This is a genomic window from Deinococcus aerius (assembly GCF_002897375.1).
GTDB lineage: Bacteria > Deinococcota > Deinococci > Deinococcales > Deinococcaceae > Deinococcus > Deinococcus aerius.
The window spans coordinates 373,209-394,026 of sequence record NZ_BFAG01000001.1 but is presented as its reverse complement, the minus strand read 5'-3'; the positions used below and the strand labels follow the sequence as shown (position 1 = coordinate 394,026).

Annotated in this window: 18 protein-coding genes; 4 read left to right on the top strand and 14 right to left on the bottom strand. The window is 70.1% G+C overall.

Translation table 11 applies throughout. The features are described 5' to 3' along the window. Positions 1 to 17: 17 nt before the first annotated feature. A complete protein-coding gene (locus tag DAERI_RS23020) occupies positions 18 to 866 on the bottom strand; it encodes a hypothetical protein (RefSeq protein ID WP_103127752.1) in 849 nt (282 codons plus the stop codon). Further along, positions 863 to 1,702, bottom strand: a complete 840-nt coding sequence (locus DAERI_RS01790) for a hypothetical protein (RefSeq protein ID WP_103127751.1) — start codon at positions 1,700 to 1,702, stop codon at positions 863 to 865. The genes DAERI_RS23020 and DAERI_RS01790 overlap by 4 nt, the downstream gene beginning before the upstream one ends. Positions 1,703 to 1,772: 70 nt before the next feature. Between DAERI_RS01790 and DAERI_RS01785 the strand changes: the two genes are divergently transcribed. Then, positions 1,773 to 2,558 (top strand): histidinol-phosphatase, encoded by a 786-nt coding sequence (locus tag DAERI_RS01785; protein ID WP_103127964.1) that lies wholly within the window; start codon positions 1,773 to 1,775, stop codon positions 2,556 to 2,558. Then, positions 2,551 to 4,377, top strand: coding sequence for a DNA polymerase/3'-5' exonuclease PolX (locus DAERI_RS01780; protein ID WP_235610173.1), 1,827 nt, complete (start codon positions 2,551 to 2,553; stop codon positions 4,375 to 4,377). The genes DAERI_RS01785 and DAERI_RS01780 overlap by 8 nt, the downstream gene beginning before the upstream one ends. On the opposite strand, the gene kynU is transcribed toward DAERI_RS01780, so the two are convergent. The 5 genes from kynU to DAERI_RS01755 all read right to left on the bottom strand — a co-directional run bounded on the left by kynU (position 4,374) and on the right by DAERI_RS01755 (position 10,213). Beyond that, complete coding sequence (kynU, locus tag DAERI_RS01775; protein WP_103127750.1) at positions 4,374 to 5,555, bottom strand: kynureninase; 1,182 nt, start codon at positions 5,553 to 5,555, stop codon at positions 4,374 to 4,376. The genes DAERI_RS01780 and kynU overlap by 4 nt on opposite strands. Beyond that, a complete protein-coding gene (locus DAERI_RS01770) occupies positions 5,552 to 6,193 on the bottom strand; it encodes a cyclase family protein (protein ID WP_103127749.1) in 642 nt (213 codons plus the stop codon). Before DAERI_RS01770 ends, kynU begins: the two co-directional genes overlap by 4 nt. Before the next feature lie 74 nt (positions 6,194 to 6,267). Continuing rightward, the gene (locus tag DAERI_RS01765) at positions 6,268 to 7,509 is read right to left on the bottom strand and encodes an MFS transporter (protein WP_103127748.1); all 1,242 of its coding nucleotides are present in this window, start codon (positions 7,507 to 7,509) and stop codon (positions 6,268 to 6,270) included. A 184-nt stretch (positions 7,510 to 7,693) separates the two neighbouring features. Next, positions 7,694 to 8,176: a hypothetical protein gene (locus tag DAERI_RS01760; protein WP_103127747.1), complete on the bottom strand. Its 483-nt coding sequence runs from the start codon at positions 8,174 to 8,176 to the stop codon at positions 7,694 to 7,696. A 39-nt stretch (positions 8,177 to 8,215) separates the two neighbouring features. Then, a complete protein-coding gene (locus DAERI_RS01755; protein ID WP_103127746.1) occupies positions 8,216 to 10,213 on the bottom strand; it encodes a vWA domain-containing protein in 1,998 nt (665 codons plus the stop codon). 302 nt (positions 10,214 to 10,515) lie between these two features. On the opposite strand from DAERI_RS01755, the gene DAERI_RS01750 reads away from it, so the two are divergent. Then, positions 10,516 to 12,480 carry a DNA topoisomerase subunit B gene (locus tag DAERI_RS01750; protein WP_103127745.1) on the top strand — a complete coding sequence of 655 codons (1,965 nt, stop codon included), beginning with the start codon at positions 10,516 to 10,518 and terminating at the stop codon, positions 12,478 to 12,480. Positions 12,481 to 12,529: 49 nt separating this feature from the next. Here the strand turns inward: DAERI_RS01750 and DAERI_RS01745 are convergent, their stop codons facing one another. The 3 genes from DAERI_RS01745 to DAERI_RS01730 all read right to left on the bottom strand — a co-directional run bounded on the left by DAERI_RS01745 (position 12,530) and on the right by DAERI_RS01730 (position 17,169). Next, on the bottom strand, positions 12,530 to 13,882 hold the full coding sequence (locus tag DAERI_RS01745; protein WP_165794031.1) for a S8/S53 family peptidase: 1,353 nt from the start codon (positions 13,880 to 13,882) through the stop codon (positions 12,530 to 12,532). Between the two features lie 583 nt (positions 13,883 to 14,465). Then, positions 14,466 to 16,895, bottom strand: coding sequence for a tetratricopeptide repeat protein (locus DAERI_RS01740; protein ID WP_165794030.1), 2,430 nt, complete (start codon positions 16,893 to 16,895; stop codon positions 14,466 to 14,468). Positions 16,896 to 16,974: 79 nt separating this feature from the next. Further along, positions 16,975 to 17,169 (bottom strand): hypothetical protein, encoded by a 195-nt coding sequence (locus tag DAERI_RS01730; RefSeq protein ID WP_103127741.1) that lies wholly within the window; start codon positions 17,167 to 17,169, stop codon positions 16,975 to 16,977. A gap of 365 nt (positions 17,170 to 17,534) precedes the next feature. Here DAERI_RS01730 and DAERI_RS21875 point away from each other — a divergent pair, with 365 nt between their 5' ends. After that, positions 17,535 to 17,888 (top strand): hypothetical protein, encoded by a 354-nt coding sequence (locus tag DAERI_RS21875; RefSeq protein WP_133161940.1) that lies wholly within the window; start codon positions 17,535 to 17,537, stop codon positions 17,886 to 17,888. A 109-nt stretch (positions 17,889 to 17,997) separates the two neighbouring features. Here DAERI_RS21875 and DAERI_RS01725 read toward each other — a convergent pair whose 3' ends face one another. From DAERI_RS01725 to DAERI_RS01710, 4 genes are all read right to left on the bottom strand, one after another. Beyond that, positions 17,998 to 19,542 carry a S10 family peptidase gene (locus DAERI_RS01725; RefSeq protein WP_201262698.1) on the bottom strand — a complete coding sequence of 515 codons (1,545 nt, stop codon included), beginning with the start codon at positions 19,540 to 19,542 and terminating at the stop codon, positions 17,998 to 18,000. Positions 19,543 to 19,629: 87 nt separating this feature from the next. Further along, positions 19,630 to 20,055, bottom strand: a complete 426-nt coding sequence (locus DAERI_RS01720) for a type II toxin-antitoxin system VapC family toxin (RefSeq protein WP_103127740.1) — start codon at positions 20,053 to 20,055, stop codon at positions 19,630 to 19,632. Next, positions 20,052 to 20,294 (bottom strand): hypothetical protein, encoded by a 243-nt coding sequence (locus tag DAERI_RS01715; RefSeq protein WP_103127739.1) that lies wholly within the window; start codon positions 20,292 to 20,294, stop codon positions 20,052 to 20,054. Before DAERI_RS01715 ends, DAERI_RS01720 begins: the two co-directional genes overlap by 4 nt. 78 nt (positions 20,295 to 20,372) lie before the next feature. Beyond that, entirely contained in the window at positions 20,373 to 20,735 is a 363-nt protein-coding gene (locus DAERI_RS01710) for an endonuclease domain-containing protein (RefSeq protein WP_103127738.1), read from the bottom strand. Positions 20,736 to 20,818: the final 83 nt, after the last annotated feature.

Genomic DNA, 20,818 nt, shown 5'->3' with positions numbered 1-20,818 from the left:
GTGTCCCATGGCGGGACTCAGGAAGAGGAGGCCCCGGGCCGAACCCGGCGGCGTGCCCCGCCCCACCGGGCCAGGTCCTTGAGGGCGGCGGTCAGGGCGACGAGGAGCAGCACCGGCCAGACGAGCTGTTCGGGCGTGTCGAGCCACGACCAGCGGAAGAAGCTGACGAGCTGCCCCAGGTCGGCCCCCAGCGGAAAGGCCTGCACATCCTGCACGAGGTCGTAGTTGTCGGTAAAGGCGATCACGATAGTTCCCCGGTCGTAAAAGCCCAGGGCGCCGAGTTCCATCAGCCACACGAAGACGGCGCTGAGGACCGTCGCCAGCACCACCGGCAGACCCGGCAGGAGGTGGGGCAGGACGTGGCGGCGCAGCAGGTGCCCGGTCCCGCCCCCCAGGGCGAGCGCCCCCTCGACAAAGGGCTCGCGCAGGACGGTTCCCACCCGCACGGCGACGAGGCGGGCCGTCACCGCCGTCACGCCAAGGGCCAGCACCAGCCGGAACGAGTCGCGGCCCAGCAGCAGCACGAGCGCGAGCAGCACGATCACCTCGCCGGGCAGGGCCAGGGGGCGGCCCCTCCATCCCAGCCACATCCCCAGCACGAGCCCGGGCAGCACGCCCAGCGCGAGGACGGTCAGGGCCAGCGTCAGGGAACGGGCCAGGCCACGCGAGAGCAGGCAACGGGCGTCCCGGCCCGCCCGGTCGGTGCCCAGCGGCGCGGTGGGGCTCCCCACCCGCAGGGGCGGTGTCTGGAGGGTAGGGGCCTCCCCGGCCACCCGGGCGGGCACCTCGACGATCACCCGCGTCTCGCACTCCTGACGTGGGGAGAGGAAGGCGAGCAGGAGCAGGGGGAGGAGCAGCCACCTCACCGGGCCTCCTCGCCTGCCCGGGGGCGCGGGTCGAGGCGGCGGGCCAGGGCGTGCAGCCCCGCGGCGGCGAGCAGCCCCAGCCCCAGCAGCAGCAGCAACGACGCGGAGGTGATCTGCAAGCGGAAGGCCGCGTCCGCCACCGGAGCCTCGGCCCCCGGCGCAATGGTCGGGGCGAAGGTTCCCTGCCACGCCAGATACGCCTCGTTGCCCACGCCCGGGAACTGGAGCAGCCCCTCGATGATCGCCAGCGAGAGGGTCAGGCCCAGGGCGTCCCCCGCCAGCCCGGCGGCGCGCTCGGGGAGGGCCAGCCGCGCGGCCCGTCTCTGCACGGTGCGCTCGGCGAGCCCCATCGCGCGGGCCACGCGGGTATGCTCGGCGGCCAGCGCCTCCTCCCGCACCTGCCGGGTGAGCAGCGCGGAGCGGGCCGCCAGGGGCAAGGCCAGGGAGGCGGCGATCAGGGCGAGCATGACGGGCGACCACGCCTCCAGCGGGAAGTTCCAGCCCCGCGCCAGCGTGAGCGCCAGCGCGGCCCCCACCCCGCCCACGAGGAGCAGGTAGGGCGGCAGGCTTTCGAGCAGCCACAGCAGCGGGCGCGGCGCCCGGGAGAGCAGCGCGGCGAGAATCCAGGCCAGCGCCAGCCCACCCGCCAGGTACGCCGCGGTCAGCCCCGCCAGGGGGAGTGTCTGCCCCAGAACCTCGGGGTTGAACAGGCCGGAGAGCGCCGCCGGGTAGCTCGCCAGGCGCTCCCCCCACGGCACGCGGCGTTCCAGCCCCAGCATCAGGACGAAATGCAGGGCGAGGAGCCCCAGGGGAACGGTCAGGAGACCCGGACGCATGGCCTCGGAGGAGGGCGGGACATGGGGCCAGTATGGGGGTCGCCGGGAGTCCTCGCGTACCCTGTCCCTCATGACCCCACCGCTGTTCGACTCCCACCTGCACACGCCGCTGTGCGGGCACGCGACCGGGCATCCCCGCGAGTACGCGCGGGCGGCGCTGGACGCGGGCCTCTCCGGCATCTGCTTTACCGACCACATGCCCATGCCCGCGTGGTACGACGCGCCCTGGCGGATGCGGCAGGACCAACTGGCGGAGTACGTGGACACCGTGCGGGAGGTGCAGGCCGAGTATGCCGGGCGCCTCACCGTGCGGCTGGGGTTGGAGGCCGACTTCCACCCCGGCACCGAGCGGTTCGTGGAGCGGGTGCTGGGCAGCCACGAATGGGATTACGTGATCGGGAGCGTCCACTACCTCGGCGCCTGGGGCTTCGACAACCCCGAATATTCCGCCGAGTACGACGAGCGCGACCTGGGCGGACTGTACCGCGACTACTACGCGCTGGTGGAGGGGGCGGCGAGAACGGGCCTCTTCGACGCCGTGGGCCACCTCGACCTGCCCAAGAAGTTCGGCCACCGGGACACGGAGGGCTACGCGGCGCTGCACGCCCTCGACGTGGTGGCCGAACAGGGGCTGAGCCTCGACTTCAACACGGCGGGCTGGCGCAAACCCGTGGCCGAGGCCTACCCCGCCCCGAACCTCACCCGGGCGGCCGCCGAGCGGGGCATCGGGTTCGTGCTGGGCAGCGACGCGCACCGCCCGGAGGAGGTCGGGTACCGGTTCACGGACGCGCTGAAGGAGCTGCACGACCTCGGCGCGCGGGTGGTCACCTACGCGGGGAGGATTCGGCATGGCTGAACAACATTCCGGGGCGTCAGCCTCCGAGCAGAGCGAGCAGGAAACGCAGGCGGAGCCGCGCAGCGGAGGCCCGGCCCAGCGCCCCACCGGGCCGGGCCGTAGCGGAGGGGCTTCGCCTGAACTCACGCGCAAGGCCCTCAGCGGCGTCCTGAAGACCACCGCCGACCTCCTCGACCTGCTGGGGCAGGAGGCCTTCCGCGCGAACGCCTACCGGGGCGCGGCGCGCAGCCTGGAGGCGCTCGATACGGACGTGGGCGCACTCGTCGAGTCCGGCTTCGCGGGCATCCCCAAGGTCGGGCGGAGCATCGCCGCCGAACTCGCCGTCTATGCCCGCACCGGCACCTTCGAGCCGCTGGAGGACGCGGCCAGCCAGATTCCGCCCGGCGTGCTGGGCCTATTTCGCGTGCGCGGGCTGGGGCCGAAGAAGATTCGCGCCCTGTGGGACGCCGGGATCGACTCGCTGGAGACGCTGCGGGAGGGCGCGAGGGACGGACGCGTGGCGGCCCTCAAGGGCTTCGGCCCCAAGAGCGCGGGGACCATCCTGGAGGCCGTCGAGTTCGCCCTGAGCGCCCAGGAACGCCAGTTCCTCTCGACCGGGCTGGACGTGTCGGAGGCGCTGGCCGCGTGGCTGGACGGGCTGGAACCGCGCGTGGCCGGGGACGCCCGGCGCGGCCTGGAAACCGTGAGGGCCGCCCGGGTGACCGTCACGGGAACGGCGGAGGACGTGACCGCGCGGCTGGCGGGACGGGTGGAAGACCTGACCCCGGTGGACCCCAAGCCGCTGCTCTCGGGCCGGGTGGACGGCGTGCCCGTCGAGATCGCCTACGCCCCCGCCGAGGCCCGCGGCGCCCTCGACCTGATGATGGGTGGGAGCGCCGCTTACCGCGAGGCGCTGCGGGCGGAAGCGAGAGCGCAGGATTTCGACCTCGGCGGGCGGGGGTTGAAACGGAACGGAACACTTCTCCCCACCCCCACCGAGGAGGACGTGACCCGCGCCCTGAACCTCCCCCTGCGCCCCGCCGAGTACCGCGAGCCGGAGCACGACGGCGTGTGGGAGACGCTACCCGCCCCCGGGGAACTCGTCACCGTGGCCGACCTGAAGGGGATGCTGCACACCCACTCCGTCTGGTCGGACGGGGCGGCCACCCTCCCCGAGATGGTGGAGGAAACGCTGCGGCTGGGGCACGCTTACCTGGGCACGGGCGACCACTCGCGCGCCGCCCACTACGCCAACGGCCTGAGCATCGAGCGCCTGCGGGCCTACATCCGCGAGATCCGCGAACTCCAGCGTGCGGGCCTCCCCATCCTGGCGGGCGCGGAGGTGGACATCCTGGAGGACGGCTCGCTCGACTACCCCGACGAGGAGTTGCTGAACCTCGACTACGTCGTGGCAAGTGTCCACAGCCTGTTCACCCTCGACCGCGAGCGGCAGACGGAGCGGCTGGTGCGGGCCGTCTCGCACCCGCTGACCACCATCCTGGGCCACCCCACGGGCCGTCTGCTGCTGCGCCGCCCGAGTTACACGCTCGACCTCGACGCGGTGCTCGCCGCCTGCGAGGAAAACGGCACCGTCGTGGAGATCAACGCCAACGCCTACCGCCTCGACCTCGACTGGCGCGACGCCCTGCGCTGGCGCGACCGCCTGACCTTCGCCATCAACACCGACGCCCACGTTCTGAACGGGCTGAGTGACACCCGTTACGGCGTCGCTACCGCCCGCAAGGCCGGACTGACACCGGACCGGGTCGTCAACACGCTGGGACAGGAGGACTTCCTGGCGTTTGTGCGGCGGCAGCGGGAGGAGCGGGGACAGGCCTAGGTGACCAGCCCCGCTGCCTCCACCGCCCGGTGCGCCCCGGTGTCCAGCAGTTCACGCAGCACCCTCACCGTCTCCCCCACCTCGGCCTCCGTGTTGTAGAGGGCGACGGGCGCCAGGCGCAGGATGTCCGGCTGGCGAAAATCGGGAACGATCCCGCGGGCGCGCAGGGCCAGGCTGAGGGCGTGCGCCTCCGGGTGCGCGAGGGCGACGTGACCGCCGCGCCGCTCGGGCTCCCGCGGGGTGACGACCCGCATCTCGGGCAGGTGGGCATCCACCAGGGTCATCAGGTGGTTGGTGAGCGCCAGGCTGCGTGCCCGCACCTCCTCCATGCTCACCGTGTCGAAGACGGTCAGCGCCCCCTCCAGCGCGGCGAGGGCGAGGATGGGCGGCGTGCCGAGTTGATGGGCTCCCGCGCCGGTTGCGGGGCGGAAGGTGTGCGCCATCTCGAACTGGGTGCCCTTGTCGTGGCCCCACCAGCCGCGCAGGCCGGGCAGGAGGCCGTGATGCCGTTCGTGCAGGAAGAGGCCACCGGGTGCGCCGGGGCCTGCATTCACGTACTTGTAGTGGCACCAGACGGCGAAATCAGCCCCCGCGACGTGCAAGTCATGCGGCACGCTCCCAACACTGTGTGCCGCGTCCCAGCCGATCAGGACACCCCGTTCCCGCGCCTGCCGGGTCAGCCCCTCCACGTCGAGGAGTTGCCCGGAGCGGTACAGCACGGTGGGCAGCAGCGCCACGGCCACGTCGTCCGTGAGCGCGGCGAGGATGTCCTCCTCTTCCAGCGTATTCCCGTCACGGCTGGGGATGAGACGCACCTCTGCCCCGTGCCGCTGGGCCCAGCTTTGCAGGGCGTACACGTCCGAGGGAAAGTCGAGCGAGGTGGCGACGAGGTGACGACGTGCCCCCTGTGGCCGGTACAGCGTGGCGAGCAGGGCGTGCAGGTTGGCGGTGATGCTCCCCGTGGCGATGACCTCGTGCGGGAGCGCCCCGACCAACCGCGCGACTGAGGGCGAGAGCGACTCGGCGAGGCCGAACCACGAATCCCAGCCGCCGACGGCCAGGGTCTCCCACTCGGTCAGGCGGCGCAGGACGGCTTCCCGGGCGGCGTGCGGCATCAACCCCAGGCTGTTGCCGTCGAGGTAGATGCCGGGGGGCATGGCGAAGAGGTCGCGCCTCATGCCCCACCCCCGGGCAGGGTTCCGGCGGGCAGGAGGATGGCGCGGGCCGGGGCACCGTCCACCTCCGCCAGCGGCAGCGGCAGACACACCAGGTCGTACTCGCCGTCGGGCACCCCGGAAAGATTCAGGCCCTCCAGGATCAGCACGCCCGTCTCCCGGCAGGCGTGGTGCGCGTCCAATGTCTTGCTCGTCAGCGGGTCCACGCTGGGGCTGTCCGTGCCGATCAGCCGGACGCCCCGGCGGGCCACCTCCCGCACCAGCTCGGGGTCGAGGGCGGCGAAGTCGGCCGGGAACTCGGCCCAGCGGGCGGGCTGCCCGGTGTGCAGCAGCAGCCGGGGCGGAAGGGCCTCCGGCAGGTCCGCGAGCGCACCGGGCCGGACCAGCCCCCCCTCCGCCCGCACCGTCACGACCCGGCAGCGGCCCAGGTACGGTTCCAGCCCGACCTCGTCCAGCCGCTCGCCCGCGTCGTCGTAGTGCCAGGGGGCGTCCACGTGGGTGCCCGTGTGGGTGCTGGTGTGGAGTTCCCCGGTGTTCACGCTGTCGCCCCGGGCGATCCGCATACCCGGCTCGACCCGGAAGGGCAGGTCGCCCGGCCAGTTGGGATGCCCCGGCGTGAGGGGCCGCGAGATGTCGATCATGGGGAAGAGGATAGGGTCTGAAGCTTGAGTGAGGAGGACGGGAGATTCACGGGCACCGTCCCGAACAGCCCGCCTCAAGCCTCCCTCAACCCCTTCCGGGTCCAGAAAAAACCCGTGAACAGGGCGACCACCCCCGCGCCGACAAGCACCACGCCGCCCGGGCCGATGACGGTCGCCAGGGCTCCGGCGGGGAAGTCACCCAGCGGGCGCAGGCCCATCATCAGCAGGGTGTTGACGCTCATGAGGCGGCCCCGCAGCCGATCCTCGACCCGGCCCTGCATCATGGCGATGGCGACCGACTGCACCACGTTCAGGGCGATCCCGAACACGAACAGCGCGGCCATCGCCCCCCACAGGCTGTGCGAGAGGCCCAGCGCCACGAGCGCGGCCACCCAGCCGACCACCGCGCCCAGGAACACCCGCCCCTGATGCTCCAGTCTCCTGAACGAGGCCACCGTCAGGCCGCCCAGGATGTTGCCCAGGCCCACGGCGGTGAACAGCCAGCCCAGCCCCACGTTGTCCAGGTGCAGCACCCGCTGAGCGAAGATCGGCAGGATCAGCGACACGCTCGGCCCGAAGAACAGCACGGCCCCGTAGCCGCTGATGAGCCAGGGCAGCGCCCGGTCATGACGAATGGCCCCCAGCGCCTCCTTGAGGGACTGGAGAAAACTTCCCCTCGCGTCGCGCGCCGTCGCCCGGCCCGAGAGCCGGAGGCGCCACAGCACGATGAGGATCAGGACGAAACTCACCGCGTTCAGCAGGAAAATGCCGCCCGGCCCCAGCGGCCCCGACAGAAAGCCCGCCAGCGCCGGACCCACCGCCGCCGCCGCGCTGAAGGCCACCGATTGCAGGGCGACGGCGTTCGTCAGCAATTCCCGGGGCACCAGCAGGGGCACGAGGGCGCCCCGGGTCGGCTGGTCGAAGCTCAGCACCGCGCTGGCGACAAACGAGATCAGCAGGATGCCCGGCAGCGTGATATGCCGGGTGAGAGTCAGGATGCCGAGCAGGCCAGCACACAGCGCCAGCAGCGACTGGGTGACCAGGAGCAGTTTGCGCTTGTCGAAGCGGTCGGCCACCCCGCCCCCGACGAAGGAGAACAGCACGAAGGCCGCCGCCTGCGCCAGCGACACCGTGCCGAGGGCCACGCTGGAATTGTTCGTGACCCGCAGGACGAGGAGGCTCTGCGCCACGATCTGCATCCAGGTCCCCACCGCCGACACGAGCAGGGCGATCCACAGCCAGCGGAACTGCGGATTCTGGAGGGCGGCGAAGGTCTGGAGCTTGCCTGCTGGGGAGGACGGCGCGGCGATACGCATGCCCGGGACGCTACCCCCCACCCCGCAGGGGGACCGTAAGCGAAGCGCGGCTGAGCTTGGGAAAAGGTTGAGAGACGCGCCGGAGCCTCCTCACGGTCAGGAGGCCGGGCGGGGCGGTCAGCGCACCTCCGGGCGAGTCCGGGCGGTTACGGAGGTCACAGCACGGAACCCCCAGCCTGTCCCCTCACGTCCCCGGCGTGCTGCCGGGAAAGACGGCCACGCGCCCGACCATATAGGCGCAGCCGTACAGAAACAGCGTGGCGACGGGCAGGTAACGCAGGCCGGTCTGGTGCCGGATCAGGCGGCCCTTCACCAGCACCTCGATCACGTACAGGCTGATGAGGCACAGGGCCGAGTACATCCAGTGTTCCCAGTCGCGGCTGGGGTCGTAGGGCAGGCCGTACCGGGTCAGGCCGCCGCCGACGTTGACGGCGCTGGGCACCTTCCCGCCGCCCACCGCCAGAATCACGCCCGTCACGACGGGGATCAGCGTGAGCCCCCAGGTCAGGCGCAGCCAGACGAGGAAGCCCGTGCGAACCTGCCGTTTGATGGCCGGGCCCAGGCTCCACAGGAACAGGACCAGCGTGGCGAGCGCGTAGGGGGTGGGAAACAGCAGCGCGAGCGCGGTGCCGAACTGATACCCGTGGATGAGCCGCAGGACGTCCATGCGCGTCAGCGTAACGTGCCGGGGTGGGGGCCCGCGTCCTCAGTCCGCCCCCGGCAACCCGAGGTGCGCCTCGGGCGGCAGGTACGTCCCGGGCCGGAGTTCAGCCCCGTCGGCGGCGCGGCGAACGGTGATCTCCTCGGGCAGGGCGGCGAGGAGGACATGCGGTCCGCTGGGGGCGACCTTCAGCCCGTGCAGGGCGCGCGCGCGGAAGGCTTCCCCCAGGTCGGTGACGCCCGGGCTCAGGGTCAGCGCGTGGTCACCGTAGGGGCCGGTGACGTGGAGGGTCACCCCCTCGGCGCGCAGGCGCAGCGGCAGCCCCAGCCCGACCAGGGTGCCCAGCGGCGGGTGGGGCGAGCGGGCGGGGCGGGCGACCGCCACGCCGAGCAGGGTGCCGGGGCGCACCACGTCCTCCTCGCGCACCAGCCGGGCGCCCTGGCTCACCTCCAGGTCGGGGGGCAGGCGGCGCACGCGCAGGCCCTCGCGGTCCTGTTCCAGCCGCAGCCCGCTGAGGTGCGGCACCCGCCCGACCTGCCCCAGGTCGAAGGGTCCGCCGAGCGGCATGGGCACCGCCGTCACCCGCCCGTCCTGCCCCACCAGCGCCAGGGTCCGGTCCTCGCTGTAGCGAATGCCCTCGACGGTGGGGACGGGGGCCGGTTGGACGACGCGGCGAACCGGGCGGGGCCGCCGACGCCGCCAGGCCCGCAGCGCCACGCCGAGCAGGCCGAGTAGGAGCAGCCCGCCCAGCCCCGCCAGCAGGCGAGGGTCGGGACGGAAGCGGGCCTCCCCGGCGCCCAGCGGGACAGCTCCGACCGCGGGGCTCCCCGTGATGCCCGGCAGCGCCAGGCGGCGGCCATCCGCCAGCGTCAGGACCGGCTGGACCGTGCGGCCCGCCGTCAGCCCCGCGTTCTCCAGATGCACCCCGACCTCGCGCTCGCCGGGGAGCCGCAGCAGGCTTCCGGTCAGACCCGCCGGAAGTCGCAGGGTCAGCCCTCCCGGCGGCGTGTCTGTCCCCAGGCGGTAGCGGAGGGTGACCGTTTCGCCGACCCGGAGGGTGCGGTCGGCCCCGGGGTTCAGCCAGGTCAGGCGCGGGGCGGGGGCGACGTTGAGCCGCAGGAGCACCCGGCGCGGGTGTCCCCCCGGCCTGACGGGCGGCGCGCACAGCAGGGCGGGCGTGCCGGACGGCAGACGCCCACTCACCCCCAGCCGCGCGGCCCCGTCCCGCACCACCCCGTCCACCAGGCGGACCTGCCCCGCCGCGTCCCCCGGGGCCAGGGTCAGCCGCGTGCCGTCGGGAAAGGGAACACTCACCCGTTCGGGGTCGGTGACGCTGGCGAGGCTGTTTCCGAACGCCCCCAGTGTCGGCACCTGGCCGGCGGGCACGGTGAGTCCCTGCGTGGCGGCATTCTCCCGCAGGGCGGCGCGGGCGTCGGCGGGGATCTCGGTGCCCAGCGCCACGTAGTACAGCGCGTCGAGGGGGCCGGGGGCGCGGAAGGCGGCCAGTGCCCGCCGGGCCGTGTAGGCGGGGTCAGGGTCGTTGTCGATGCCGTCGGTCAGGATGAACACGGTCGTGGCGTAGCGCCGGTCCCTACTCAACGGCGCGAGCGCCCGCGCCACGCTGCGGTACAGGTAGGTGTTCTGCCCGTTCGCCCGCAGCGCGGCGAGGTCGGTGTTCCAGCGGCCCCGGTCGCCCGGCAGGGCGTAGCTCCGGCTGAAGCGCGGCCCGCTGTCGAAGGTCACCAGATCCACCCGGTCGGGGTTGCGGGCGCGGACGTAGGCGTTCACGGCAGTCTTGACGCGCCCGAAGATGTTCGCCCGCCCGTCCCCGAGGCCGCGCATGGAGCCGCTGGTGTCCAGGATGAACACGGCCCGCGTCGCGGTGGGCAGCGGCCCGGCGGGCAGCCCGCAGGCCTGGGACGTACTCGGCAACCGCCTCAGGGTGACGCTCGGGGCCCCCTCTGACGGCGTTTCCCCAGTCTGGGCTCGGGTGAACGAACCGCTGGCGAGCAGGGCGGTGAGGAGAAGGACGGCGCGGCGCATGCGGCTCCCATTCTGCCCGCGCGGCGTCCCGGCGTGAAGGGCGCGCCGTTGTCCGGGCCGGGCCTGGCAATACGTTCCTGCCACCCGCGGGCGGCGAAGGCGTGCCAGACGGCTTTTCGGCCAGGGCCGGAGAGGAGAAGTCGGTCACCTCTATTATGTCTAATACGTAATCCATTTGACCCATTTCGACTATGGGTATATACTTGAGGGACTTCGGAGGCGCACGCAGCGCCCTTTTTTCGGGAACACAGCTTCCGAATTCACGTCTCATCGGCCCCAGTCCGGGGCCACGCAGGAGGACCATGACGCAGACTCACGAATACGACGCCAGCTCCATCTCGATTCTCAAGGGGCTGGAAGCGGTTCGCAAGCGGCCCGGCATGTACGTGCAGGGCGGCACGGGCGTGGACGGCTACCACCAGCTCCTCACCGAGATTATCGACAACGCCATCGACGAGGGCCTGGGGGGCTTCGCCACCGAGGTCCACGTCATCATGCACGCCGACGGCTCGGCCACCGTCACCGACAACGGGCGCGGCATCCCCGTGGACGTGATGAAGTCCGAGAACCGCCCCGCCATCGAGGTCATCTTCACCGAGCTGCATGCGGGCGGCAAGTTCGGCGGCGGCGCCTACAAAGTGTCCGGCGGCCTGCACGGGGTGGGTTCCAGCGTGGTGAACGCGCTGTCCACCTACCTCGACGTGACGGTCAACAAGGGCGGCAAGCTGCACCACATCCGCTTCGAGCGGGGCGCCGTGACCACGCCGCTGGAGGTGGCCGGCCCCACCCCCAAGGACGTGAAGTGGGCCACCAAGGTCACCTTCCACCCCGACCCCGCCGTCTTCAGCGAGTTCGAGAACAAGTTCAACTACGACCGCATTCGGGGCCGCCTGCGCGAGCTGGCCTACCTGACCGGCCTGAAGATTGTTGTCCGCGACGAGCGCACCGAGCTGCACGCCGGGGAGATTCGGGAAGAGGTCTTTCACGAGAAGGGCGGCATCGCCAACTTCGCCCGCGCGCTCGTGCTCGACGACGGCAAGCTGCTGTACGACCAGCCCATCGTGATGCGCGGCACCCACGCGGATGTGGAGGTGGAAGTCGCCTTCATCCACGCGAACACGTACTCCAGCGACAACATCCTGACGTACGCGAACATGATCCGCACCCGCGACGGGGGCACGCCGCTGACCGGTTTCAAGACCGCCTACACGCGCATCCTGAACAAGTATGCCAAGGACAAGAACCTCATCAAGTCCGGCAACCCGGTTCCCAGCGGCGACGACCTGCTGGAGGGCATCTACTGCGTCGTGTCGGTCAAGCTGGGCGACCCGCAGTTCGAGTCGCAGGCGAAGGTCAAGCTGCTGAACAGTGAGGCGCAGACCGCCGTGAACGCGATTGTCGGCGAGAAGTTCGCGGAGTTTCTCGAAGAGAACCCCAAGATCGGCCGCACCATCGTGGAGAAGGCCGCCGAGGCCGCCCGCGCCCGCGAGGCCGCCCGCAAGGCCCGCGATATCGTCCGGCGCTCCAACCCGCTGGAGAACGATGACCTGCCGGGCAAGCTCGCCGACTGCTCCAGCCAGGACCCCAGCGAGAGCGAACTCTTCATCGTGGAGGGCATCTCGGCCGGAGGCTCGGCCAAGGGTGGGCGTGAGCGCCGCTTCCAGGCGATCCTCCCCCTGCGCGGCAAGATCCTGAACGTCGAGAAGGCCGAGCTGAACAAGATCCTGAAGAACGCCGAGATTCGGGCGCTCATCGGGGCGATCGGCGCGGGCGTGGAGGGCACCGGGGACCGGATGCACTTCGACCTCTCCAACCTCCGCTACCACAAGATCATCATCATGACGGACGCGGACATGGACGGCGGGCACATCGCCACGCTGCTGCTCACGTTCTTCTACCGCTACATGCGCCCGGTCGTCGAGGCGGGCTACCTCTACATCGCGCAGCCGCCGCTGTACCGCATCATGGTGGGCCGCGAGAAGAAGGGCACCTACCTCTACACCGAGGAGGAACTCAAGGCACACGTGGCCCGCGCGAACAAGGAAGGCAAGAAGTACGAGATTCAGCGCTTCAAGGGGCTCGGCGAGATGAACGCTGACCAGCTCTGGGACACGACGATGAACCCCGAGACGCGGGCCTTGAAGCAGGTGCGGGTCGAGGACCTGATCATCGCCAACGAGGTCTTCGAGAACCTGATGGGCAACGAAGTGGCGCCGCGCAAGAGGTTTATCCAGGAGAACGCGCGGTTTGCGGAGATTAGCGTGTAAAAGAAGCTCGACCGAGGGCGCCCGGCATGTAGACAGCCGGGCGCCCTCCTTATGGCCCCTTCGTCAGGTCAAGTCCACCCGTCCATTCGCTCGGCTTTTGCCGGGTGCCGGTACTCATGAGCTGAGCCAGCAGCCCGGTGACCACGGGCGCCGCAAATGAGGTTCCTGGAAAGCGGAAACGCTCGCCTGCCGAGTTCGGGGTTTCAGGCGATGGGAAGTAGAAGACACCTGGAGCCCGGACGTCCGGCGGAATGTTCCTGCCGCCCGCCAGCACGACCCGCCCGTATGGATAGTCAGACCACTGGCTGGAACCGTCCGCGCGCTCCAATGCCGCCACACTGATGACGTGCTGGCCCAGTGGCCCCGCCACTGCACTCCAATCGGCAGGAAAGTAGTGGCACTGGTCCTCGTCCTGCAGTTCGCGGCACTCGTAGCTGCCTGGCCGCAGCGGCGTGCCACTGCCGTGGGCGGCCACGAACATGACGCCTTCCCGAACGGCCAGGTCAATGACCTGCCGGAGATACTTCCCGGGAACTGGCGTACTCAGGCTCAGGTTGACGAGTACGGGCCGTCCTGTTGTGCGCCGCGCCATGATCGCCTGACAGATAGCGTGAATGACCTTGGGGGTCGCGCAACGTCCACTCGAGTCGCAGGCCGCCAGGCTCACCAGGTCTTCGGGGGGAGCCTCAAAGAGCTGCTTGATAATGGCAGCAATATGTCTTCCATGGCCGTAATGCGGCGTTCCGGCCCCATCACGGCTGACATAGTCATCCCTTTGCCGACCCGCCTCGTCCTCGGTCATGGTGTCGATGACGTAAATGATTGGCCGGTACTTCCCTGGGCGAGGGGACGGCCTGACCGCCTCCAGGGTCCCGACGTTCTCCTCGTGCCCGGCCTGCTCGCTCTTACGCTGGGCGGCGGGGTTGGGGGGTGCCGTGGTCTCCGTGCCCAGTTCCTTCGTCGGGGCGATGTCCGCAGGAAGGTTGTCCGGCTCGGCGTAGATGGCCCCAAGCACTCGAGCCTCATCCGCCGAGAGGATTGGAAGCGAGTAGGAGGTCGCGCAGAGGTCCATGCCGTCCCCCGACACTCCCAGCCCCCTGAAATAGGCCTCGACCCGGCCGTTGGGGGCGTAGACGCGGCTGTTGACTCCCCCCCGGAGACTGGACAGGGCCCGCCGGATGGCCTCCCCGTTGACGCCCTTCAGCAGCTCCCGCTGGTTTTGCCGCAGCGTGTCGGGCAGGATGGCGCCCATGGGCACACCGCGCAGAAGCGTCGGGCGCGGGGTCAGGGTGACGGCCTCATTGAGGGGTTGCTTCCAGCCTGCCAGGGGGGCTATGCGCCGGGGGGGCAACCCGGTGATGGCGGGCAGGACCGAGCCCCTCACCCCCGCGATTCTTCCCATGAGGTCAGCCTCCGCGGGCGTTACCACCACCCGGCCGTCCGCCAGTTGCCGTGCCCGGAGGTCAAAGGAGGGAGAGGCGCGGCCCGACGACCGAATGATCCTATTGATCCGGTCCACGTCCGGGTTCCGCACCCCGGGCGCGGAGGAGGGCTTGAGAAACTGTATATCCCGTGTCGGGAAACTCTTCGTTCCAAGACCCGGCTGTACCTTTGCGGTGTACTCCGGCACCTCGGGCAATACAGTGACCGTGTCCACAACCCCGGACTGCTGCCCGCCGTCTATCAGGAAGACGTCTTGTTCCCCCAGCGCCGCCTCTGATGGGACCTTGCATCTGTACACAGGGGAGAAGGATGTGCCGGGCGGTTTCTCACAGGCCTCCCTCTGACTGCCAACCTTCCACGCCAGGCCTTCTGTCTGGGGTGCGTAGAAGAGCCGCACGTAGCCGTCCCTGAACACCATCTCCTGTTGAACGGGTCCCGATGCGAATGGGGAAGGTGGTGGAGTCGTCCCAGCAGAGGAACCAGAAAGGGGGGCACAAAAGCCAGCGACAACAATCGTCAGCCTCTTCCAGCGTTGCTTTGAATTACCCATGGTGGCCTTTGCCCTCCATTGCAGGTGGCAGAACCAGGATGGGTTCCGAGACCTGGGTGAGCCTCGCGTTACTCCGAATGGTCTGCACCAGCCCCAGGTGGCCCGCCCGTTCCAGAAGGTTGAGCGCGTCGTCAAACTGAGTCAGGTTGCCTTCAACCTCACTGAGGTTACTCAGGACCAGGCCCATGAGCCGGAGATTGCCGCCGCCAGAGAGGAGCCTCAATGCTTGTTCGTACAGCTCACGCGCCCGCTGGTGGTCACCATGGACGTGGAAGTTGACCCCACGGGCGTTGAGGACTCGCGCCTGCCCGCTCCGATTGCCGAGCAGTTCATAGAGCGCGGCCGCTTCCTGATAGAGCTGTTCCGCTTGGTGGAAAAGGACGGGGTCCGTCGTTTCAGCAGGCGAAAGACAGTCCGCCAAGTTGCTCAGGATCACCGCGCGCTGCGGGGGATAAGGCTGGCTGGCTTCCAGCAGGGGGGCGAAGGTCGCCCAGGGCTCCGCGCCCTGTTGTACCGCCATGCTGGCCAGCAGGTTCTCAGCGGTCAGCGCCAGTGGGGTGGTCCCGTTCAGCCTGTAGAGGGCTGCCGCGCGGCGGTACTGTCCCTGCGCCTCCCTCTGCCGATTCTCCCGCAGCGCCACATGGCCCCGCACCATCGCCCCATGGGCCGCGTCCAAGCTGCCGTCACCGGGCAACTGTTCGGCGAGGGCCAGGGCCTGGTCGTACCGGCCCAACTGGTAGGCCGCCACCGCGCGGCACGCCGTGACCCCGGCAAGAGTCGGCAGGTCCGCAACGACCTCTCCTGCCCGCAAGGCCTCGCCAAGCTGCAAGAGCGCCCACGCCCGCAACAGCCGCACCTCCCCCGTCTGCGGCGCCCCCTCCAGCGTCGCGGCAGCCTGCCCTGGGTACCCCCGCTTCATCTCCTCGCTGGCATAGGCATGGGCGGCCCGGGCTGCGGCAGGGTGGTCTTCCTCCTCCCAGAGGGCGCGAGCTGCCTGCCAGTGCGGCCATCCCCGGCCCTCCGGGTGCGCGCGGGCGAGGTGCAGGTGGCGAAGCGCTGCGTGAGCGGGTTGAACATTCAGCAGTTCCCGCACCGTGCCCGGCGTTCTCACCTCTCCCCCGGGGGTACACAGCCCCTCACGGGCCAAGAGATCAAGCGTCCGGGCAAAGTCAGCCGCCGGAAGCCGCAGCGCCGCGCGGGTGGCAGCCAGATTCGGCGCGGCCTGGAGCGCCAGCGTGAGGTAAACCTCGCGGGCAGGCGGGGGCAGGGCGTTCAGGTGGGCGTCGAGGGTCTGGTCGGGAGGGGCGCCGCGCAGGAAGGCCGCCAGCAGCGAGGGGTGTCCCGCCGTGGCCTCGAAGGCCCCCGGGTGGGCCGCAAGCTCGGCGGGCGTGAGCGGGCCGAGCGTGAGGTGCAGGTCGATGGGCAGGGCCGGGGGATCACGGGCCGCGATCACCAGCGCCGCGCCGGGCCGCTGCCGGGCGGCGAGCGTCAGGGCCGCGCGGGTGGCCTCGTCGGCATCCTCCCAGCCGTCGAGGGCGACCCGCAGGCGGCTATCCGAGAGGGCCGCGAGGGCGTCGGCGGTGCCCGCAAGGCGTGGGGCGAGCGGTTCCAGGGTGGCGAGCGGCAGGCCCGGGCGTCCCGGCAGGACCCGCCAACCCCCCTGCGCGGTCAGGGCGGCGAGCAGCGCGCTCTTGCCGGTCCCCGCCGGTCCGCTCACCCAGGCCACCTGCCCGGGCCCCAGAGCCTCCAGCGCCGCCCGCTCAGCCATTCGCCCGAGCAGGGGCGGCGCCGTCACCGGGGAAGGGGCGGCGGTCAGCGGCACCTCCAGTTCGTCGGCCTCGCGGCGCACGGTCTCCGCGAGGGGATGACCGGCGGGCTGGAGCAGCCGGTGCAGGCGCGGGAGGTCAGCGGGATCGGGGGGCGGTGCCCCTGGGACGACGTAGGCACGCTCGGCGCCCGCTGCCGCTTCAGTCAAGTCCCCCAGGGCCAGGCGGCGCTCGGCCAGGGTCAGGTGCGCCGAGCGGGCCTCGCGCCCCAGGGCCTCCCGGGTCTCGAAGAGCCATTCCTCCAGGTCAGGCCCGAGCGCCACGCCCAGCCCGTCGAGAAAGGGGCCGCCGTACACCCCCAGCGCCTCCGCGTGCCGCCCGGCGCGGCCATGCGCCCGGAACAGGTCCACATCGCACTCCAGGCGGGCCTCCACCCGGGCCCCGTCATCCAGGACCACGCCGCCCAGGGGCCGCAGCCGGATCAGGTGCTGGGCAAGCGAGTTCATGGGGTTGCTCGCCTCCGGCCAGAACAGCGAGGCGAGCCGCCGCCGGGGCTGCGCGCCCTCCAGGCACAGGTAGGCCAGCAGCAGGAGTGGCTTCTCCCGCCGGTAGACGGCCTCCCCGACGGATAGCCCCCCCAGTGTCCGCAATCTCATGGACCATTGTAGGGTTCTTCACATCGGGTGGGTCAAGGGGAGGGACGCGGGGGAGGTCCCGCTGGAGTCCACGTGCTGTTCAGGACACGTAAATCTGGGTCAGGGGTGGCGGCCTGCCGTCCTTGACCTGGTCGGCAAAGTGAACAACCTGCCGCACCGTCGCTCTTCCCCCACCGGGAAAGACGACCTCCTCGCCCACCCGGGGCACGCTGTAAAAGCCAAACTGTCCCTCACGGCCGCGCGGGCTAAACACCTCGAGAGCGATCATATTCATGGCGCTCCTCCTTCCGCTGTCAGTGTGGGGGAGAAACCATGACCGCCCCATGACCAGTAGGCGTTTGGGCCCAAGCAGGAATGCGGGTCAGAGGGCCTTCACACCTGTTCATAGGCTGCTGGTGTGCGCCGCCCCTTCGCCCTCCTCTGCCTGAGCCTCGGCCCTGTTGTGGCCCAGCCACCGCCGCCCGTCCTCGTGGGTCCGCCCCTGCCTGGGGGTTCCAACGTGACGAAGCTCTCCACGGGCGGGAATGTTCAGACCATCAGGGCCTGGCGCGGCGGCGCACAGGCCCTGAACGCTTTCGCCCTCGCCCGCAGCAGGCGCACGGGCCGGAGTTCTGGAAAACGTATGCGAGGGGTGTTCTGGTGCCCGAGGAGGCTGGACGGGGACGGGGCGTCGTCCTCACGGCCATCTACGCTGGAGTCATCAACACGGCGGAGACGTTCCTCCTTCGGCTGAAAGACGGCAGGCTGCTCAGGCCCGGTCTGTTCGGGGTGCCGGACGTGCGCGAGGGGAAAGCCCTGCTGGTCCGTTACGGCGAGGTTCCCCTCAGCGACCCCCCGAACGCATTTCTGGGTGGCCCTTCCCAGGTGACCGGGGAAGCGACGGACACCCGCAAGGACCGCACCCTGACCCGCAACTTTCCCACTCCGAACCGTCCAGGTGCGGGGAACTCCGGCCCATGCCCGTTGCCTGCAACGTGCAGCAATTCAGCTTGAACGGCCCACAACTCCTCGTCCCCCGTGAGGACCGTTGTGGGAGGTTCCAGGCCCTCTTCGAGTGGACGAAGGGGCCGCTGCCCAGCCCCACCCTCCGGTGACGCCTGCCCTACAGCCCAGCTCCTGAGTTACCACTACTTGCCCACTCGACAAACGAGGCCAAGTCCGCCGACTGCCGCTCCAGGCTGGGCCGGTGGACGTACATCATGTGCCCCGCCTCGTAGAACGCCTCGCGGATATTGCCGCGCAGGCTGGGGTCGAGTCCCAGATGGTCGAGCGTGTGCCGGGTCGCGTGGTACGGGGTGGCGAAGTCGAAGTAGCCGGAGGCCACGAACACCTTCAGGTGGGGGTTCTGGTGCATCGCCTTGCGCAGGGTGTCCGAGACCCGGACATGCTTGTTCTCGAACTCCTTGTAGCTCCAGGGGCGGACCCGGCCCGTCAGGATTTCATACGGCAGGTCGGACTCGAAACCGAGTTCCGCGCGGACGTAGTGGTTCATGGCGGCGGTGTACGGCCCGAGGATGGCGCTCAGGCTGGGGTCGTACTCGGTCCCCTCGCCGCCCGCGTCCCGGTCGATGCCGGTAAAGCGGCTGTCCAGGCGGCCCACGGTGCGGGCTTGATCGCGGAGCAGCTCTTTGCGAAAGCGGTCGAGGGTCACGCGCAGGTCGTTTCGCCGCACGAAGTCCACGCTCAGGCCGGTCAGCTCGGCGTACCGCCCGGCCACCCGCTGCTGTTCATTGGCACTCAGACGGGACCCGGCGTGGAGGGCGCGGGCGTAGTCACCGTCCGCGAAGTCCTCCGCCTCACGCAGCACCTCCGCCAGGCTCCGCTCCCCCCCGAGCCTGCCGTGATACCAGGCGGTCGCCGCCGCGGTCGGCAGGTGGACGACATACGGCAGGTCGTGGCCCGGCGTGAAGTCCACCGTCGAGAAGTCGAGGATGGAGCTGACGAGCATGATGCCGTTCAGGAACAGGCCGTGGCGTTCCTGAAGGTAACCACTCAGCCCTGCCGCGCGGGTCGTGCCGTAACTCTCCCCGATCAGGAACTTGGGGCTGAGCCAGCGCCCGGCCCGGCTGGTCCACAGGCGGATGAAGTCGCCCACCGACTCGATGTCCTTCTGAAAACCGTGGAAGTCGCCCGGCTTCTCCCCTTCCGTCACGCGGGAATACCCGGTGCTGACCGGGTCGATGAACACCAGGTCCGAGTGGGTCAGCAGGGTGAACTCGTTGCCTACGAGGTCGTAGGGCGGCCCGGTCAGTGCCCCGGCGTCGCCCATCACCACCCGGCGCGGGCCGAGCAGCCCCAGGTGCAGCCACACTGAACTGCTGCCCGGCCCGCCGTTGAAGCTGAAGGTGACGGGCCGGGTGCGCGGGTCCGGCTGGCCGTCGAGCGCGTAGGCCACGAAGAATACCCGGGCGCGGGGCTTCAGGCCCTCGGATTCGCCCTCCTTGGCGTGCTTCTCCTCGGAGAGGATCACCGTGCCTGCCGTGACGGTGTAGTGGAGTTCACGGCCATTCACGGTGACGCGGTGACGGGTGACACGAACCTCGTCCTGGGGTTTCTCGTCCTCGGGGCGGTCCTTCTCGCCCATTCGGACCTTGACCTTCACCTCGGCGCCCGGCTCCGCCGCCTGCTTCTCCTGGTCTTCGCTCATGGGTAGGACAGTTCTAGCGCGTGGGGCATGTGCGTGGAGGAATTGGGGGAGGGTTAACCTCTCCCCCACCTCCCAGCTTGAGCATATTCACTCCTCCACTGGGCTCAGCACAACCAGTTCGGGGAAGCTCTGCCGGTAATGTTGGGGGTCAAGCGTGAGCAGTTCGCCCGCTGAAACTGCTGCATGTGCCCCGATCAGGAAGTCCGCCAGAATCCGGCGTGGCTGCCCGCCACCACTTTTCCGTCGGCGCTCGGCATAAAGCGTGAAGGCAGAGATCGCCCTTTCCCACACCGCGGCCTCCGTCTCCCAGACCAGCGAGATGCCCGCGTCTGACAAGAACGCCTCGACATCCACACGCCGAATCCCTGGCCCGGACAGCACCTCGGCGAAAGCGGCGACGTGGAGCAGCGATCCCCCGCCCCGGCGCTCTTCCAGAATTTGCACCACCCTGAGCGCGGTGTCCTCGCCGCGAAACACGGCGCTCAGAATGTTGCTGTCCAACGCCAGCGTCACTCGGTGTGGCCCTTGGCCCGGCGGTAGTAGTCCAGACTGCCCTCTTCCAGCCTGGGCGCGATGCCGATGTACTTGCTCAGCGAACTCTGACCATGTTGGGTCTGCTCCAACTGCACTTCCCACCGGGCCTCTCTCGCCGCACCCGGCTGCAACCCCAGCGCCGCCGCCTGTGCCTCGGTCAGCCGGAAGACGGGCCGCCCGCGCTCGTCCAGTTGCACGTCCACGGTGAGTTGGGTCATGGAGGGATTATCGCACCGCGGCGAGAACCTGATCGGCAGCGAAGAGGCCGCCTGCCCGCGTGGTGGGCAGCTCTTCGCTCACAATGGAGCTTCCCCCTGGCAAACCCTATTGATGACTGTGCATACGCCCTCAAACTGCCCGAACACTTCCGCATTGCCGAAGCGCACGACCTGCACGCCCACCGCCGTGAGCTGCCGCGTTCGCTCGGCGTCGTACTCCGCTGCCGCTTGACTGTCGTGGCTGCGGCCATCCAGTTCGATGCACAGCTTTAAAGAAGGTGCGTAGAAGTCCAGGATGTATCCCTGAAGTAGCACCTGGCGCCGGAACTTGACCGGATGCGTGCGGAGGAACTCGAACCAGAGTTTGCGTTCGGCAGGGGTCTGGTTGTTGCGGAGTTCGCGGGCGCGGGGGACCAGGCGGCGGGTGTAGGCGCCACGCATGGCGTCAGCTTATGCGAGGGGACCCCTCTGCTGCGCAGCTCTGCGAGTCCGGCCCTTCGGGCCACCTCCCCTGACAAGGGAGG

Excerpts from the sequence above, each read along its gene's own strand:
- DAERI_RS01790 (WP_103127751.1), bottom strand. The coding sequence starts at position 1,702 with ATGCGTCCGGGTCTCCTGACCGTTCCCCTGGGGCTCCTCGCCCTGCAT.
- DAERI_RS01785 (WP_103127964.1), top strand. The coding sequence starts at position 1,773 with ATGACCCCACCGCTGTTCGACTCCCACCTGCACACGCCGCTGTGCGGG.
- DAERI_RS01780 (WP_235610173.1), top strand. The coding sequence starts at position 2,551 with ATGGCTGAACAACATTCCGGGGCGTCAGCCTCCGAGCAGAGCGAGCAG.
- kynU (WP_103127750.1), bottom strand. The coding sequence starts at position 5,555 with ATGAGGCGCGACCTCTTCGCCATGCCCCCCGGCATCTACCTCGACGGC.
- DAERI_RS01770 (WP_103127749.1), bottom strand. The coding sequence starts at position 6,193 with ATGATCGACATCTCGCGGCCCCTCACGCCGGGGCATCCCAACTGGCCG.
- DAERI_RS01765 (WP_103127748.1), bottom strand. The coding sequence starts at position 7,509 with ATGCGTATCGCCGCGCCGTCCTCCCCAGCAGGCAAGCTCCAGACCTTC.
- DAERI_RS01760 (WP_103127747.1), bottom strand. The coding sequence starts at position 8,176 with ATGGACGTCCTGCGGCTCATCCACGGGTATCAGTTCGGCACCGCGCTC.
- DAERI_RS01755 (WP_103127746.1), bottom strand. The coding sequence starts at position 10,213 with ATGCGCCGCGCCGTCCTTCTCCTCACCGCCCTGCTCGCCAGCGGTTCG.
- DAERI_RS01750 (WP_103127745.1), top strand. The coding sequence starts at position 10,516 with ATGACGCAGACTCACGAATACGACGCCAGCTCCATCTCGATTCTCAAG.
- DAERI_RS01745 (WP_165794031.1), bottom strand. The coding sequence starts at position 13,882 with ATGGGAAGAATCGCGGGGGTGAGGGGCTCGGTCCTGCCCGCCATCACC.
- DAERI_RS01740 (WP_165794030.1), bottom strand. The coding sequence starts at position 16,895 with ATGAGATTGCGGACACTGGGGGGGCTATCCGTCGGGGAGGCCGTCTAC.
- DAERI_RS01730 (WP_103127741.1), bottom strand. The coding sequence starts at position 17,169 with ATGAATATGATCGCTCTCGAGGTGTTTAGCCCGCGCGGCCGTGAGGGA.
- DAERI_RS01725 (WP_201262698.1), bottom strand. The coding sequence starts at position 19,542 with ATGAGCGAAGACCAGGAGAAGCAGGCGGCGGAGCCGGGCGCCGAGGTG.
- DAERI_RS01715 (WP_103127739.1), bottom strand. The coding sequence starts at position 20,294 with ATGACCCAACTCACCGTGGACGTGCAACTGGACGAGCGCGGGCGGCCC.
- DAERI_RS01710 (WP_103127738.1), bottom strand. The coding sequence starts at position 20,735 with ATGCGTGGCGCCTACACCCGCCGCCTGGTCCCCCGCGCCCGCGAACTC.